This is a genomic window from Luteibacter aegosomaticola (assembly GCF_023078475.1).
GTDB classification, from domain to species: Bacteria; Pseudomonadota; Gammaproteobacteria; order Xanthomonadales; family Rhodanobacteraceae; genus Luteibacter; species Luteibacter aegosomaticola.
In genome coordinates this window covers 1,536,486-1,552,468 of record NZ_CP095741.1, presented here as the reverse complement: position 1 = coordinate 1,552,468, position 15,983 = coordinate 1,536,486, and the positions used below count along the sequence as shown (strand labels likewise).

Annotated in this window: 16 protein-coding genes; 6 read left to right on the top strand and 10 right to left on the bottom strand. The window is 64.8% G+C overall.

Translation table 11 applies throughout. From position 1 onward, the window contains the following. Positions 1-68: 68 nt before the first annotated feature. Positions 69-2,528: a TonB-dependent receptor gene (locus L2Y96_RS06845; protein WP_247334452.1), complete on the bottom strand. Its 2,460-nt coding sequence runs from the start codon at positions 2,526-2,528 to the stop codon at positions 69-71. On the opposite strand from L2Y96_RS06845, the gene L2Y96_RS06840 reads away from it, so the two are divergent. Beyond that, a complete protein-coding gene (locus L2Y96_RS06840; RefSeq protein ID WP_247334451.1) occupies positions 2,518-2,760 on the top strand; it encodes a hypothetical protein in 243 nt (80 codons plus the stop codon). The two genes, L2Y96_RS06845 and L2Y96_RS06840, sit on opposite strands and share 11 nt — an antisense overlap. 560 nt (positions 2,761-3,320) lie before the next feature. Here the strand turns inward: L2Y96_RS06840 and L2Y96_RS22885 are convergent. The 5 genes from L2Y96_RS22885 to grxD all read right to left on the bottom strand — a co-directional run bounded on the left by L2Y96_RS22885 (position 3,321) and on the right by grxD (position 7,780). Further along, a complete protein-coding gene (locus L2Y96_RS22885; RefSeq protein WP_256452198.1) occupies positions 3,321-3,452 on the bottom strand; it encodes a hypothetical protein in 132 nt (43 codons plus the stop codon). A gap of 697 nt (positions 3,453-4,149) precedes the next feature. After that, positions 4,150-5,856, bottom strand: coding sequence for a bifunctional ornithine lipid synthase OlsF (gene olsF / locus L2Y96_RS06835; protein ID WP_247334449.1), 1,707 nt, complete (start codon positions 5,854-5,856; stop codon positions 4,150-4,152). A 190-nt stretch (positions 5,857-6,046) separates the two neighbouring features. Next, positions 6,047-6,655: a YhgN family NAAT transporter gene (locus L2Y96_RS06830; RefSeq protein WP_283248873.1), complete on the bottom strand. Its 609-nt coding sequence runs from the start codon at positions 6,653-6,655 to the stop codon at positions 6,047-6,049. A 31-nt stretch (positions 6,656-6,686) separates the two neighbouring features. Then, entirely contained in the window at positions 6,687-7,454 is a 768-nt protein-coding gene (locus tag L2Y96_RS06825) for an SDR family NAD(P)-dependent oxidoreductase (protein WP_247336951.1), read from the bottom strand. Positions 7,455-7,456: 2 nt separating this feature from the next. Further along, positions 7,457-7,780: a Grx4 family monothiol glutaredoxin gene (gene grxD / locus L2Y96_RS06820; RefSeq protein ID WP_045830321.1), complete on the bottom strand. Its 324-nt coding sequence runs from the start codon at positions 7,778-7,780 to the stop codon at positions 7,457-7,459. A 107-nt stretch (positions 7,781-7,887) separates the two neighbouring features. Between grxD and L2Y96_RS06815 the strand changes: the two genes are divergently transcribed. Beyond that, positions 7,888-8,469: a Fe-Mn family superoxide dismutase gene (locus L2Y96_RS06815; protein ID WP_247334447.1), complete on the top strand. Its 582-nt coding sequence runs from the start codon at positions 7,888-7,890 to the stop codon at positions 8,467-8,469. 149 nt (positions 8,470-8,618) lie between these two features. Here the strand turns inward: L2Y96_RS06815 and L2Y96_RS06810 are convergent, their stop codons facing one another. Beyond that, entirely contained in the window at positions 8,619-9,719 is a 1,101-nt protein-coding gene (locus tag L2Y96_RS06810; RefSeq protein ID WP_247336948.1) for a 5-(carboxyamino)imidazole ribonucleotide synthase, read from the bottom strand. A gap of 50 nt (positions 9,720-9,769) precedes the next feature. Then, entirely contained in the window at positions 9,770-10,285 is a 516-nt protein-coding gene (purE, locus tag L2Y96_RS06805; protein ID WP_247334445.1) for a 5-(carboxyamino)imidazole ribonucleotide mutase, read from the bottom strand. A 72-nt stretch (positions 10,286-10,357) separates the two neighbouring features. Between purE and L2Y96_RS06800 the strand changes: the two genes are divergently transcribed. The 4 genes from L2Y96_RS06800 (at position 10,358) to L2Y96_RS06785 (ending at position 14,582) form a co-directional block, all read left to right on the top strand. Beyond that, positions 10,358-10,624 carry a Trm112 family protein gene (locus L2Y96_RS06800; protein ID WP_247334443.1) on the top strand — a complete coding sequence of 89 codons (267 nt, stop codon included), beginning with the start codon at positions 10,358-10,360 and terminating at the stop codon, positions 10,622-10,624. Positions 10,625-10,726: 102 nt separating this feature from the next. Next, on the top strand, positions 10,727-13,018 hold the full coding sequence (locus L2Y96_RS06795) for a DUF1631 domain-containing protein (protein ID WP_247334441.1): 2,292 nt from the start codon (positions 10,727-10,729) through the stop codon (positions 13,016-13,018). 61 nt (positions 13,019-13,079) lie between these two features. Next, positions 13,080-13,946 (top strand): carboxylating nicotinate-nucleotide diphosphorylase, encoded by an 867-nt coding sequence (nadC, locus tag L2Y96_RS06790; RefSeq protein WP_247334439.1) that lies wholly within the window; start codon positions 13,080-13,082, stop codon positions 13,944-13,946. 243 nt (positions 13,947-14,189) lie between these two features. Continuing rightward, on the top strand, positions 14,190-14,582 hold the full coding sequence (locus L2Y96_RS06785; protein WP_247334437.1) for a DUF3301 domain-containing protein: 393 nt from the start codon (positions 14,190-14,192) through the stop codon (positions 14,580-14,582). A 161-nt stretch (positions 14,583-14,743) separates the two neighbouring features. On the opposite strand, the gene L2Y96_RS06780 is transcribed toward L2Y96_RS06785, so the two are convergent. Both L2Y96_RS06780 and L2Y96_RS06775 read right to left on the bottom strand, forming a co-directional pair. Continuing rightward, complete coding sequence (locus L2Y96_RS06780; protein ID WP_247336945.1) at positions 14,744-15,169, bottom strand: ClpXP protease specificity-enhancing factor; 426 nt, start codon at positions 15,167-15,169, stop codon at positions 14,744-14,746. Positions 15,170-15,291: 122 nt separating this feature from the next. Continuing rightward, positions 15,292-15,939, bottom strand: coding sequence for a glutathione S-transferase N-terminal domain-containing protein (locus L2Y96_RS06775; RefSeq protein ID WP_247334435.1), 648 nt, complete (start codon positions 15,937-15,939; stop codon positions 15,292-15,294). Positions 15,940-15,983 lie beyond the last annotated feature (44 nt).

The window sequence follows — 15,983 nt, the reverse complement described above, 5'->3', positions numbered from 1 at the left end:
ACGTTAAAAAAAAGGACGCCCCTCCTCGCGGAGGGGCGCCCTTTCAGGCCCTTGGGGGTACGTGCGTCTTAGAAGAACGACGCGCCGAAGGTGACCATGAAGGTACGTTCCTGCAGCACCGAGTAGTACGGCGCCGAGGCGAACAGCGTGGTGCCGTTCGCGTCCTTGATCTTGTCCGGGTTCGAAGCCAGGAACGCCGAGATGTTGCTGGCGTAGGTGAAGGCCTTGCGATCCGCCAGGTTGAACAGGTTGAGCTTGATGTACGGGCTGCGGAACGAGGGCGAGAAGTCCGGGAAGTTCCAGCCAGCGTTGAGGTTCAGCGTGGTGTAGCCGCCGATCTTCTGCGTGTTGGACCAGTCACCCCAGCTGGCGCCCTGGTACTTGGCGTTCAACTGAGCCCAGAACGGGCCGTTCTTGAAGTTCACCGCGACGTAGCCGGTGTTCTTCGGCGAGTTCAGCAGGGTCTTGCCCTTGGTGTAGTAGATGCCGTCGCCCAGCGAATCCAGGTTGGCCTGCATCAGCGAGCGGGTGTAGTTGTAGTTCGCATACACCGACCAGTTCTCGTCCAGCTTGTAGCTGACTTCCGAGTTCAGGCCGCGCATGTGCACCTTGGGCAGCTGCGTGTACACGGTAAGACCCGTGTTCTCGTCGTAGCCCGACACCTGCTTGTTGTTGAAGTTGGAGGCGTAGGCGTCGACGTTAGCCGAGAAGCTATCGCCGTAGAAACGCCAGCCGAGGTCGGCCGTCACCGAGGTTTCCGGCTTGTTCGGCAGCGGAGCGGCCTTCGCCGTGCCATTGCCGTACAGGGCGTTCGACAGGATCGCGCCGTTGATCGGAGCGCGGAAGGTCTTGCCCATGCCGAAGTAGAACTGGTTCTGGTCGTTGAGCTGGTACTTCACGCCACCCGACGGGGTGAACTTGTGGAAGGTCTTGTTGACCGAGGTGCCGTAAGCGGCATTCGTCGCGGTGACCTTGCCGGCCGTGCTGATCGAGCCGATCGAATCCGGGTACTCGTAGACGTCACCGTCGCGCTTCGACCAGACGTACGCCAGGCTGCCGGTGAAGGTCAGCTTGTCGGTCGGGGTCCAGTTGTCGGTGATGAAGGCCTTTTCGTTGGTCGTCGTCGTGTAGTTGATGTACGACTTCTGCGCCGTGCCATCCGGGAACGAGATGCGCTGGGTCTTGGCCCACGTATCCACCGGGATGCCCGTTTCCGGATCGACCGGCACGAAGACCTGATCCTGCTGCTGGCGCGGACGCTCCCACCACAGGCCGTATTCCAGGCTGTTGTTATCGGTCAGGTCCTGGTTGAGCTTGGCGATGATGCCCGGACGGTAGGTGATCGAGTTGCTGAACGAGTTGACCAGCTTGGTGCCGCTGAGCTTGCCGTCGCCGTCGAGGTCGTAGTTCACCGAGTGGTAGTAGTTGCCGTTAGCCAGCGCATTCTCGGTCACGGTGCTGCCAGAGCCGCCGCCGCCTTCACCGTACTGGAAGTACGGCACCACGCTCAGGCGCAGGCTGTCGGTGAAGGTGAACTCACCGTCGGCGCTGGCCAGGTAGTTACGGAACGGGTTCTGGTGCAGCGCGTAGAAGTTACTGCTGGTGCTGCCCGGCGTGTAGACGCTGGCGTAGCTCTGCTTGTACTGCTGCGCCACCTGGGCCTTGGTCAGGCTTTCGTAGTTGGTCTTCACTTCGCGGTTGTACTGCACCGAGAAGGTCACCGAGTTGCGGTCGTCGATCGTCCAGACCGACTTGCCGTCGACCTTGGTGATCTTCGCCTTACCGCGGCCGCGCCACAGTTCGGTTTCGTTGTTCGAGTACGAGAGCCACGAACGCACCGGGCCGGTGTCGCCGGTGTTCAGGCGGAAGAAGGTGCGGTGGTAGCTGTTCTGGCCGAGCGACTGGCTGAAATCGAGGCCAGCGGTGTGCGACGGATCGACCGTCACCCACGCGATCGAACCACCGGCCGCGCCGGAGATCGGCGTGTCGTTGTCCGGGTAACCCTGCTGCACGGTGATGTCACCCATGTTCTCGGTGTCGCCGTACTCGGTCGGGTAGATCTTGTAGTTGCCGCTGTCGTTGATCGGGGCGCCGTTGACGGTCACGCCCACTTCGTCGATGGGAAAGCCACGAATGCTGATGTTGCCGTCGTTGGTGCCGGTGACGTCATCGGTGGAGGACACCACGCCCGGGATCGAGTCGATCGCCTGGATGAAGGTCGCGCCCGGGGCAGCCTGCTTGATGGCGTCACGGGAGATGGTCGAAACGGCTTTCGGGGCGTCCTGGATGGACATGAGGCCACCGCCCAGCGACAGCGAGCTCGCACGCACCTGCACGGCGCTCATCTGCTCGGCGGCGCGGCGGGTGGCGTTGTCGTTGGTGGTGTTCGAGGACGAGGAGACGTTCGAACGCTGCGTGGTCGTCGTGCTAGCCGGGGCCTCTTGCGCCTGGCTGTCCTGGGCCGCAGCGGTGCCGGCCACAAGGCAAAGCGAGAACGCGATCGCTGCCGAAAGGGTATTGCGATTCATCGACTGGTTTCCTGGTGTGATGCAAGTAGTGGTAACGGGTAAATCGAAAAAAATTTCTAATGCGTTATTAATTGCGATTAATACGGCGTTCGTTTTTTATTACGCCATCGCAGGAAAAAACGGTTTCTCCGGACACAGCTATGCGCTCGGTACGCATACCAAGCGCGGAAATGTCCTGTGTAGCGCCGCCCGCTGCGGCAACCCTGTAAAACGCGGGAGGTCCCTGCCCTGAGATAATCAATAGGCTAGCATCACACAATGACAATTTGTCGAATGTTTGACGTTTTTTTCATGCGCAGGAAATCGGCTTTTCCTACGACAGGGAGATAATAACGAGCATCCGCTTTATGGGATTGCATGCGTTAGCGATACAGCTCGCCTTCGGCTTCGCGAGGTTGAAGCGGTTCATTCGCATTGGCGAACGCATGTGTTGAGCGGCTTGCGCCGCCTTGCGCTCGGGCACCTCCGGAAAGAGGCCTTGGGGCCCACCCTCGCTGCTCAGACAGGTCCTCCGCGTTCGTACCGGAATGCGCCTCCGGCGCATGTGTATCAATTAGGCCTGCGGCCGCTCTCTTGTGCGGAACTCGCCTCGAGGGTGGGCCCCAAGACCTCCCAGACACACCGAGGTAGCGTGCTGGGAAAGTGCGTGCATCCGCGCCAACCGGTACGTAATGACAACCCGCGCCGTCGTAGGAGCCCACCCTGTGGGCGACATCTTTCGCGTCGACCCTTGGGCCCTGCCGCACATCCCAACCAATCGAAGGCAAAACGCCGCAAGTAAACCCGCTTGCCTCACTGTGCGGACGCAATCGCGTTTGCGGGCACGGTCGACACACTCGTCGTCACCATCGCCCCCATCGTCAACACGCTCAGCAGGACGGCAACGGCAAAGAAGGTCTTCAGCAGGAAGGTTTCGGTTTTCATGGCCAGTCTCCGTGGTTTGGCAGGTGGGCGTTAGCGCCCTTCGCCAGAGAGAGTGCATTCGCCGTGCCAACCGCCGATGCGCCCGAAAAACCGCGCCACAGCGCCCTTTCGCCGGATCTCACCCCGTGCCGCTCGATGTCCGCGGACAGCCCGCTGTCCGCCCCCAACCGTCCGCCCCGTCACACACACCCCCTGTAGGAGCCCACCCTGTGGGCGACGCCGTTCGCGCCACCCTACAGATCTTGCGGTGTCTCGCCTTGATCGGTCGTGATGCACGGCAGGGCCTGGGCGTCGAGGCGAAAGATGTCGCCCACAGGGTGGGCTCCTACCACGTCGCCGGTTGCCATCACACCGGTCATGCGCTTTCCCATCATGCCGCCTCAGTGTGTCCGGGAGGCCTTGGGGCCCACCCTCGAGGCGAGTTCCGCACAAGTGAGCGGCCGTAGGCCATATAAATACACATGCGCCGGAGGCGCATTCCGGTACGAACGCGGAGGACCTGTCTGAGCAGCGAGGGTGGGCCCCAAGGCCTCTTTCCAGAGACGCCCGAGCGCGAGGCGGCGCAAGCCGCTCAACACATGCATTCGCGCCAGCGAATGAACCGCTTCAAACACGCGAGGCCGCAGGCGAGCCCACTCGAACGGCCACAAAAAAACCCGGCGCATGGCCGGGTTTCTTCGTCGCGAACATAGCCCGCTTACTTGCCGAGATACCGCGCACGCTTAGCCGGCTTCAGACTGAGAAGATCCAGCATTACCAGGCCATCCACGCAGCCCGCGAAATCCGGATCCTCGCCGAACGCCAGGAACTGCACGCCCTCCGGATCCACCAGATCCACATACTGGCGATACAACACCGGCAACGTCACACCCAACGCATCCAGGCGATTCTTCAGCTTACCCAGGCCACCCGCCGCATCCAGGCCTTCCAGCTCCGCACGCACCTGCGCCAGCGTCTCCTGAGGAATCACGAACGGCTGGCGAGCCGCTGCCAGACCCTGCACGCCAAAGAAATGCTGATGCGCCGCCGCGATCCACTCGCGACCCTCACGCGGAATCGCCGCCGACATGCTCACCGGGCCAAACAGATAACGCACATCCGGATGGCGCTGCAGATACAGGCCAATGCCCTGCCACAGCTGATCCAGCGCACGCGACCAACGCCAGTACGCCGGCGCGATAAAGCTACGCCCCAGCTCCAGCCCCTGCGCCAGGCGCGACTCCAGCGCCGGCGAATAGTCGAACAGGCTGGAGGTATAGAGCGACGACATGCCGCGCTCGTTGATCAGCTTGCCGCCATGGCCAAAGCGGTACGCACCCACGATGCGCAGCGCCTTCTCATCCCACAGCACCAGGTGTTCGTAATACGGATCGTACGCATCGAGGTCGCGGCGCTTGCCCGTACCCTCGCCCACGCGACGGAACGTCAGCTCGCGCAAGCGGCCAATCTCACGCAGTACGGCGCTATCGCTCGAACCCTGCACGAGCAACGCCTTCTTGCCGCCACCGAGCTCGGCCAGCACCTCAGCCTTGTCCAGCTCAGCCACCACGCGTTCGATCGGTTCGGGATGCGCCAGCGGCGTCTGCCCGCCAAAGATCAGGCCACGCTGCTGGCCCACGCGATACACATGGCGGCGCATCAGTTTGGCCGCGCGTTCGGACGAACCGCCGCTGACCTGCTTCAGCTCATCGGCATCGACAAGCTTGCCGATGCGGATGCCCAGGCGCTGCTTGCCCGACGTCGCTTCGCGAGGAAGCATCGCGGTGCTCAGCGGCTTGGCCAACATGGACAAACCGTAGAAAGCGACGGAGTTGCGCGCATTGATATGCACCGGCAACACGGGGATGCCCGCCTTGGCCGCGATGCGAGCGAAACCATCGGACCACTTGCCGTCGCGCACGCCGCCGGCGCCCAGGCGGGACACTTCGCCGGCCGGGAACATGATGAGGACTTCGCCCGCCTCGATGCTGCGGAAGATCGCGCGCATGCGTGACGAGGCGCCCTTTCCGAAGACATCAACGCGCAGCAGGATCGGCTCCATCTGCGGGACCGCCGCCAGGACCTCGTTGCCGAGGATGCGGATATCGCGGCGCACGGACCCGATGAGCTGGACCAGGGCCATGGCATCGACCATGCCCAGCGGATGGTTGGCGACGACGACCAGCGGGCCTTCGACGGGAATATTTTCGCGCTCGCGTTCGGTGACGCGGCAGCTTACGCCCAGGTGCTCAAGCACGCGCTCGGCGAACTCGATGCCCTGGGTATCGCGCAGCGCCTCGAGCACGCCGTTGAAGCGTTGCTCGTGGGCGAGCGTACCGAGCAACCCGGTCAGCGGCTTACGCAGCTTAGGGTGCTGGGCCAGCCATGGCATGCGTTCCTGGAGGGTGCGATCGATGCTCAGCATGATGTGGCTCCCTTAGACGTCAGACGGGCGGTACCGGCCGGGCGTGGTGCGGAGTCTGGGTTTGTCATAGCGCCTTTGAACATCCTTCAGGGCCCCTGCCTGGGGCTTGGACCATGCCCGGCGCCGGGTCAGTCCCGGCTCCGCACATGCTCGCGGGCAATTATGACAGTTACCCTACCGCTACGTATGTTCATACGGCAATGTGCATGTAGGACGCCAGGCCGCCCAGTGCCATCTGTACCGAAAGCGCGATGAGCAGCATGCCCATCAGGCGCTCCATGGCGGTCAGCACGCTTTCACCCAACCATTTGAACAGGAAGGTGGAACTGAGCAGGATCACCGAGGTGGAGAGCCATGCCAGGAACAGGGCGATACCCCACTCCGCCGTGCGACCCGGCTGCGAATTGGTGAGCAGCAGCAGCGCGGCCATGGCCGAAGGGCCGGCCACGCCAGGGATCGCCATGGGTACGATGAACGGCTCGCCCTCGCCGGGCTTGCCGAACACACCGCCTTCCACCGGCGGGAACACCATGCGGATGCCGATCAGGAACAGCACGATGCCGCCGCCGATGCTCACGGATTCCTGGCGCAGCTGGAGCAGCTTCAGGATGAACTGGCCGCCCAGCAGGAAGGCCACCAGCACGGCGAGCGCGATCAGCAGCTCGCGGATCATCACCTTGCGGCGGCGCTGGGGCGGCACATCCTTCAACAGGGCAAGGAACAACGGGATGTTGCCCAGCGGGTCCATGATCAGGAACAGCAGGATGCCCGCGGATAACGTCGTCATCTGCGTTTCCATGGGGAGGTACTCCTAAAAAAAGTGCGGTGAATCAGTGGGCGGGGCGGACATCCAGCACGGTGCCGCGCGCATCCGCGCCAGCGCCCGACAGCAGGTACACGATGGCTTCGGCCGATGCCGTGGGCAGCGGCCGGTCGAGGGTGTTTTCGCCGTAATAAGCCGCCCTGCGCAGCGCCGTGCGCATCGGCGGCGGCAACAGGGCATGCACACGCATGGCACCGCCCAGGTGCTCGGCGTGCAGCACGGCAGCCATGCGCTCGACGGCCGCCTTGGAGACGCCGTAGCCGCCCCAATGGGCACGCGAGACGCGCTCCGGGTCGTCGAAGACGAAGACCACGGCGCTGTCCTCGCCCTGGGCGAGCAACGGCATGCAGGCCTGGGTGAGCGCGAACGGGGCCGAAACATTCACCTGCATGGCACGCAGCCAGTCATCAGGCTTGTGCATGGCCATGGGCGTGAGTTCGTTGAAATGCGCGGCCGCGTGGACCACGCCATCGAGCCGGCCGAACTCCTTCTCCAGTCCATCGGCCAGCGCGATGAAATCGTTCGGGGTGGCGCTTTCCAGATCCAGCGGGTGGATGACCGGCTCGGCGCCGCCCATGGCGACCAGCTCGTCGAAGAGCTTTTCGAGCGGACGCACCTTGCGCCCGGTGATCACCACCGTGCCGCCGGCCCGGACAATAGCCCGTGCCGTCTCGCCACCCAGGCCACCCGTGGCGCCCGTGACGAGGAATACGCGGCCAGCCAGCGCACCGGGCGCCGGGGCCCAGCCCTCGGGCAGGCGCGCGGAGGGCAGCATGCTCACGATTCGGCCCCGGCCACGTCGGCGGCCATGCGTTTCAGTTCACCCGCCGCATGCAGGTCCTCGACGATGTCGCAACCGCCAATGAATTCCCCTAGCAGGAACAACTGTGGGAACGTGGGCCAGTTCGAATAGTGCGGCAGGCCGGCGCGGATGCGCGCATCGGCCAGCACGTTCACCGCATGGAACGTCGCACCCGCGGCTTCGAGCGCTTTTACCGCGCGATCGGAGAAGCCACAGGTGGGGTATTCGGGCGTACCTTTCATGAAAAGCACGATCGGATGTGCCGCCACGATGGCCTTGATCTCGTCTACGACGTCCATAGGTCGGGTTTCATCATTAGAATGCTGAATGTTTCATAGTGTAGCAGCCGCGCGGGCCGCGCCCTGCTTCAACCTTTTCCCCCAGCCACCGCTAAGGAGCCCAGACAATGGCGTTCGAACTTCCCCCGCTTCCCTATGAGAAGAATGCCCTGGAGCCGCACATCTCGGCCGAGACCCTCGAGTTCCATTACGGCAAGCACCACCAGACCTACGTCACCAACCTCAACAATCTGGTGAAGGGCACCCCGGACGAGAGCAAGAGCCTCGAAGAGATCGTCAAGACCTCGTCGGGCGGCATCTTCAACAATGCCGCGCAGATCTGGAACCACACGTTCTACTGGCACTCGATGCGCCCGGCTTCGCAGCAGTCCGAGCCGCCGGCCAAGCTGGCCGATGCCCTGACCAAGGCCTTCGGCTCGGTCGACAAGTTCAAGGAAGAGTTCAGCAAGAGCGCCGCCGGTAACTTCGGTTCGGGCTGGACCTGGCTCGTGCAGCGCCCGGATGGCTCGCTGGCCATCGTGAACACCTCCAACGCCGCCACCCCGATCACCGGCAGCGACAAGCCGCTGTTCACGGCTGACGTGTGGGAACACGCTTACTACATCGATTACCGCAATGCCCGCCCGAAGTACCTTGAGAACTTCTGGGCCATCGTGAACTGGGAGTTTGCGGCCAAGAACATGGCCTGATCCCCAGGTGTAAAACGAAAAGGCCGGGCTTCGCAGCCCGGCCTTTTTCTGTAGGAGCCCACCCTGTGGGCGACATCTTTCGCGATAACGCGGCAAGCCCTGTGGAGCTCCCGCGAACGGCGTCGCCCACAGGGTGGGCTCCTACGGTGTTATGCCAACGCCGCGATAGCCGGGGCCACCTGGTCTTCGCGACCTAACCCCTTCCCTACCTCGGCCAGCTTGCCGCGCAGGCTACCGGCATCCGGGGCGCACACCGTGGCGTGGCCCACCTTCCGGCCTGGGCGGGCTTCTTTCCCGTAATCGTGCCAGTGGCCGTCAGCCACGTTGAGCACCGGCGCCGGGTCCGGCATCTCGCCGATCCAGTTGAGCATGGCGCTGGGCCCACGCACGCCGGTATCGCCCAGCGGCAGGCCGAGCACGGCGCGCACGTGGTTCTCGAACTGGCTGGTGTGGGCGCCTTCGATGGTCCAGTGGCCCGAATTGTGGACGCGCGGGGCCATCTCGTTGCCGAGCAGGCGGCCGTTGCAGACGAACAGCTCGAGGGCGAACACGCCGACGTAGTCCAGCGCCTCGGCCACCTTGCGGGCGTGGGCGTTCGCCGCCCGCTCCAACTCATCGGTGGAGCCGGGAGCCGGCGCCAGGCTGAGCGACAGCACGCCATCGACATGCCAGTTGCGGGTCAGCGGGTAGCTGCGGAAGGCGCCATCGCGGCCGCGCACGGCCACCACCGACACCTCACGCTCGAACGGGACGAACGCCTCGAGGATCAGGCCCACCTGGCCCGCGGCCTCACCCAACGCCGCCCAGGCGGCATCGATATCGGCGACGGTCTTCAGGCGGAACTGGCCCTTGCCGTCATAGCCGAGGCGACGGGTCTTGAGCACGGCCGGAGCGCCAATGCGCTCGACGGCACGGACCAGGTCCTCGCGCGTGTCCACCGGTTCAAAATCCGGGGTGCCCAGGCCGCATTCGCGGAACAGGGTCTTTTCGCTCAGGCGGTCCTGGGCCACGGCCAGGGCGCGCGGGTTCGGGAACACCGCGACCTTGCTGGCCAGGCGTTCGGCCACCGCGGCCGGTACGTTCTCGAAATCGAAGGTGATGACATCGACCTGGCCGGCAAACGTGTCCAGCGCGGCATCATCGAACCAATCGGCGACGACCAGATCGGTGACCTGGCCGGCACAGGCATCGGCACTGCCATCGACCACGAGGGTTCGGATGCCCAGGGGCGACGCCGCCAGGGCGAGCATGCGGGCCAGCTGCCCGCCACCGAGGATGCCGACGGTGGGGAGCTTGCGGGTCACGAGCGGGGATCCGGGTTATCGAGGACGGTCTGGGTCTGCTCGGCGCGGAACGCGTCCAGGGCCTGGGCCACGTCGGCATCGTGCAGCGCCAGCACGGATGCCGCCAGGAGCGCCGCGTTGGTGGCACCGGCCCGGCCAATCGCCAGCGTGCCAACCGGGATACCGGCCGGCATCTGGGCGATCGACAGCAGGGAATCCATGCCATTCAAGGCCTTGGACTGCACCGGCACCCCGAAAACGGGAAGCGCGGTCTTGGCGGCGAGCATGCCCGGGAGATGGGCCGCGCCACCGGCGCCGGCGATGATCACCTGGATGCCGCGGGCGCGGGCGCCGTCGGCGTAATCGAACAGGAGGTCGGGCGTGCGGTGGGCCGAAACCACCCGGACTTCATGGACAATGCCCATGCGGGTCAGCATCGAGGAGGCGTGCTCCATCGTTTCCCAGTCCGAACGCGACCCCATGACCACGCCGACGCGCGGTGCGGAAGCTTCGATACCCTTGGTGGAAGTCATGGCCGGAGCACCCAAAAGTCGTTATTGTACGGACATTCGATTTAATAAGGTTGGCCCACCGGGGCCGCATCCATGGACAAGCGTCTCATCGATATCCTCTGCTGCCCTGTCAGCAAGCGCCCGCTGCGCCCCCTCACCGCCTCCGAACGCGACCAGCTGAACACCGCCGTGAAGGCGGGGTCGGTCGACACGGTGGCCGGTGAAAAGGTCACCGAGCTCCTCACCGAAGGCCTGATCACGACCGATGGCCAGCTGGTCTACCGGGTCGACGACGGCATCCCCGTGATGCTGCCCGAATCCGGCATCGGTACCACGCAGCTGGCAGGGTTTGCGGCTTAAGCGGCTCGCGCGCACAATCCGTGACGGACGTCACACTTTGCTAACCGGGTTCCCGCACAATGATTCCCTCAGGCGGGGGCCTCAGTTTTTCCAGGATGCGCGATGAGTAACGCGAGCGAACCGTCGAACGTGGTCGATCTTAGCCAGCGCCTGGATCCGCGCAGCGATCGCGTGGGCGCTCTTCTGGCAACGGTTCGTGGCCTGGCCACCAAGCGCCTGCACGCGCTGGCCAGCAATATGTTCGAGAACATCGACGACGCCTTGTTCGACCTGGCCGAGAAGGCCGAGAACAACGCGGCCCAGACCCAGTTCTTCGATGGCATGCGCGAAGTGCGCAAGAAGCGCGCGATCGTCGAACGCACCTTCCTCGGCCAGGTCGCGCGCGATCTGGCCGATTTTTCGGCGGGCCGCATGCGCGCGCCGGATGCCGAAACGCATACCCGCCCGCTCGCCAACATCGAGCTGAGCCTCGTCGGCGAAAACGAGCTGGAAGAATCCCTGGCCGTCACCTCCATGGTGGGCAAGAACGAGCAGCGTCTCGCGCGCGCCCTGTTCGCCGTGAACCAGCGGCTGTCGGTCATCTGCGGCGGCAACAAGATGGATGACGCCAGCAACCCGGTCGGTCCGGCGTCGCTGGCCAATGCGTTCCGCCAGGCACTGCGCGAGCTGCTGGTGGAAGTGCGCGTCAAGCTCATCATCTACAAGCTGTTCGATCGCTACGTCCTGGCGGGCATCGACGAGCTCTACGACGACATTAATAACGAACTGGCGGCGGCCGGTGTCCTGCCGCAGCTGCGCCACGAGATCGCCACGCGCCGCAGCGACGCGCCCGCGCCGATGGGCCCGGATTCCACGGCCACCCCGGTGGCACATGGCCCGGCTGCGCCGGTGACGGATGCAGCAGCGGCTGAATTCATGCAGTCGCTGCACGCGCTGTTCTCCGCACGCCGCGGCGTGATGCCCGAGGGCGCCCAAGGCGTCGCGGCAGGCGTTTCGAGCGCCGGTGTGCCGCTGCCGACGGGCCCGCTACCGAGCCCGGCCGAGCTGCTCGGCGCGCTCACCCTCCTGCAGAGCCAGATGACCGTGCTGCCAGCCAGTGCGGCGCAGCTTGCTTCGCAGGGCGAAATCGCACGCGACGTGGCCCAGCTGAAGGAGCAACTGCTCGTCCAGATCGGCCAGCTTCGCGGCCAGCAGACCGCGCATGTCTCGGGCGTCGATGAAGACACCATCGACCTCGTCGGCATGCTCTTCGAGTTCATCCTTGAAGATCGCAACCTGCCGGCTGAAATGCAGGTGATGCTCGCACGCCTGCAGATCCCGTATCTCAAGGTGGCCCTGCTCGATCGCCGCATGTTCGCGCACAAGTCGCATCCTGCGCGCCAGCTGCTCGACGCGCTGGCCGATGCGGCCAAGGGTTGGTCGCCCGAGGGCGATCGCGATGGCCGCCTGTTCGACAAGGTGAAGTCCATTGTCGAGCGCCTGCTGCACGACTTCGATGACGACGTCGCCATCTTTGATCGCCTCGCTGCCGAACTGCAGGAATTCCTCGATGTGGCTCGCAAGCGTGCCGAGCTGGCCGAGCAACGCGTCGCGGAATCGACCCGCGGCCGCGAGAAGCTCGAGCAGGCCCGCCGCCGCGCCGCGCAGGAAATCGTCAGCCGTACTGCTGGGGCGAACCTGCCCCCGCTGATCTACGGCGTGCTGACCCGCGCTTGGGCTAACTACATCGTCCTCACCCTGCTCCGCCAGGGCGAAGAATCCGCCGAGTTCAACGACTCGCTGCGCTTCATCGATCATTTCGTCGCCAGCGCGCGGCCGGCCCACGATACCAACAGCCGCCGCGATCTTCGCGCGCTGCTGCCGGGTATCGAGCGTTCGCTGCGTCGCGGGCTTGCATCGGTCGCGTTCCAGGAAGCCGATACGGAGCAGTTGCTCGGCCAGTTGCACGCGTTCTACCGGCAGCAGTTGGGCGAAGCTACCCCCGAATCCGATAGTGACACGCTGGCCGCCAGCGTCATGCCGCTGCCGGAAGCGATCCAGGCCATCGAAGAGCCCGTGGTCGAGCCCGAGCCGGAGGACGAGGCCGAGATCCTCGCCGACGAGGCCTTCGACGAGCGCTACCTGTCGCAGGCACGCGAGTTGAAGGTGGGCCAGTGGCTGGAATTCACCGCGGAAGATGGCACGACTGATCGCGCCAAGCTTTCGTGGGTGAGCCCGATCAGCGGCCGCTTCCTGTTCGTGAACCGCCGTGGCCTCAAGGTGGCGGACCACAGCCTCGCCGGCCTTGCCCAGGCGTTCGCGCAGGGCACGGCACGCGTACTGGATTCCACCCTGCTGTTCGATCGTGCGATGGATGCGATCGTCGAGCGCTTGCGCACACCGGAAACGGCGTAAGCCTGTTCGGCGCCCGTTCGCCGCGTTAAGGTAGCGGCATTTCCCAGCGTGCGCCGCCTCCATGATCGCTCCTGATTCCACGCACCTCGTCGATGCCCTGCCCTCGGCCATCGACATCCTCGCGGATGTCGAACGCGCCTTCGCCGAAGATGTTGGCCCGGGTGATGCCACCGCCGACCTGCTCGATCCCGATGCAACCGCCACGGCGGTGCTCACTTGCCGCGAGGATGCCGTGTTGTGCGGCACGGCCTGGTTCGAGACCGCCTTCCGCAAGCTTGACGCCAACGTGCAGATCGAATGGCTGGCGAAGGATGGCGCCCGCGTTGCCGCAGGCGCAGCTATCTGCCGACTGGCCGGCAAGGCACGCGCGCTGGTGACTGCCGAACGTACGGCATTGAACTTCCTCCAGCTACTTTCCGCGACGGCCACGGTGACCTCGCACTACGCCGACGCCATCGCTGGCACGAAGACGCGTGTACTGGATACTCGCAAGACCATCCCCGGGCTGCGCCGCGCGCAGAAATACGCTGTGCTCTGCGGCGGCGGTACCAACCACCGCATGGGCTTGTTCGACGCGATGATGCTGAAGGAAAACCACATCATCGCCGCGGGGGGCATACCGGCGGCCGTGCGCGCCGCTCGCGCTATCCACCCGTCCCTGCCCCTTATCGTCGAGGTGGAGACGCTGGAAGAGCTGGCCCAGGTGATCGAAGCCGGTGGCGATCGCGCGCTGCTCGATAACTTCACCCCAGCGATGCTGGAAGAAGCCGTAAGGCTCACCGCGGGCCGTATCCCGCTCGAGGTCTCCGGCAACGTCGAAATCGATACGATTCGTGCCATCGCCGAGACGGGCGTCGATTTCATCTCCAGCGGCGCCCTCACCAAGCACATCCGCGCGATCGACCTCTCGCTGCGCCTGAACCTGTAGGAGCCCACCCTGTGGGCTGTAGGAGCCCACCCTGTGGGCTGTAGGAGCCCACCCTGTGGGCGACAGCTTTCGCCTCACGGCTGGGGCTCTGTGGCGTTATCGCGAACGGCGTCGCCCACAGGGTGGGCTCCTACACCTGCGGCGTTATCGCGAACGGCGTCGCCCACAGGGTGGGCTCCTACAAAACCGTAAATCCGTAGGGTGCCACTTGTGGCGGCGCGTCATCGGCCACACACTGGGGCCATGTATTCGGTCTCCGATCTTTTCTGGCTTCTGGGTCTGGCCGCGGTCATCGCGAGCTGGTACCGGCTGACGCGTGCGCGCGAGGTCGCCGTACGGGCCGCCACTGCACTGTGCCGCCGTCACGGGCTGCAGCTCCTCGACCAGTCGGTGGGCCTGCGCGCCATCCGCCTGCAGGGCGTCGATGGCGGGCGCCGGCTCGAGCGCTGCTACGCCTTCGAAGTGAGCGAAGACGGCCAGAGCCGCCAGGCTGCAAAGATCTGGATGGCCGGTGACGAAGTCGCCAGCTACGCCCTGCCCCACGCGGATAATCCAGAGCTCGAGACCGTGGTCGCTACGGAAACCGGCCTGCCGGGCAACGTCATCTCCCTGGCCGATCGCCGCCGGGCGCACTAAACCTACGCCAGTAGGAGCGCGCTTTCGCGCGATGTACTTGCCTCACTCTGCCGTCTGCCGTCTGCGCCTGCCGTCTCCTGCGTGCCGCCTGCCGGAAGATCGCGCGCAAGCGCGCTCCTACAAGAGCTATAAAAAAACCCGCCGTTAGGCGGGTTTTTTGTTTACTTCACCACGCGGAGGTGCGGTGCGCCGCGCTTGGGGCGGTCGTCGTCGCCGCCTGTCGGCGGGACATCCTGGGAATCATCGGCTGCTTCCACCGGGTTGGCGGCATCGTCATTTTCATCGGCCGGAAACATCATGCCCTGGCCGTTTTCCTGCGCGTACAGCGCCAGCACAGCGGCAACGGGGATGACGATGTTCTGGCTGACGCCCGAGAAGCGCGCCTGGAAGGCGATCTTGTCATTGCCGAGATCGAGGTTGGCGACCGCGCGCATCGCGAGGTTCAGCACGACCTGGCCGTTTTTCACTACATGCGCGGGCACTTTCACGCCCGGCTGGCCGGCGTCCACCAGCACGTACGGGGTGAGCCCGTTGTCGCTGATCCAGTCGTAGATGGCGCGCAGCAGGTAGGGCCGATTGGAAGTCATGCCCTGCGTTTCGTTCGTATCCATAAAAACGTCCTCGTCGTACCCGCCGGTGGGTCGGGAATCACCCATGCCCCGGCAGGGCAAGGCCAAGGCATCAGTTTACGGGATACGGGCGCGTAGGGCTAACCGACCGGGCTGAAATCGAAATCCGGCCGCATCGCGCGCTCTTCCTGGGTGAGGCTGCGGGCAAAGCCCTGGCTGTGGAACAGCCGCTCGCCGTAATCGACGATGGGCTTGCCAGACGGCCCCAGATCGACGCCCAGCCACGGCAGGCGCCAGACGACCGGGGCCACGAGGCAATCGATCAGGCTCATTTCCGGGTTGAGAAAGAACCGCGACGCCTTGAACAACTCGACCGACACCAGTAAATGCTCACGGAGCCGCTTGCGTGCCGCCGCGGCCTCCTTCCCGCCCTCCTGGATGAGCTCAATCTCAGGCAGCCAGTCATTCTCGATACGCCACGTGGCGAGCCGCAGGCGGGCACGCGAGAGCGGGTCGATCGGCATGAGCGGGGGGTGCGGGTAACGCTCGTCGAGAAATTCCACGACGATGAGCGTGTCGTACACCGTAAGGTCGCGATCGACCAGGGTGGGCAGCGTGCCGTAGGGGTTCAGCTCGAGCAGATCGGGCGTGGGCTCATCCGGCCTGAGGATGATCCGATCGTATGCCACGCCCTTCGCCGCCAGCACCAGGCGCGTACGGTGGCTCTGGATATCGTCGGCGCTCGTGTAGAGCGTAAGCGCCGTGCGCGAACGTGCATTCTGGACCATGCTTCAGATCTCCCTCCCTGCTGCGCCGAAACGGAACGGGGCGA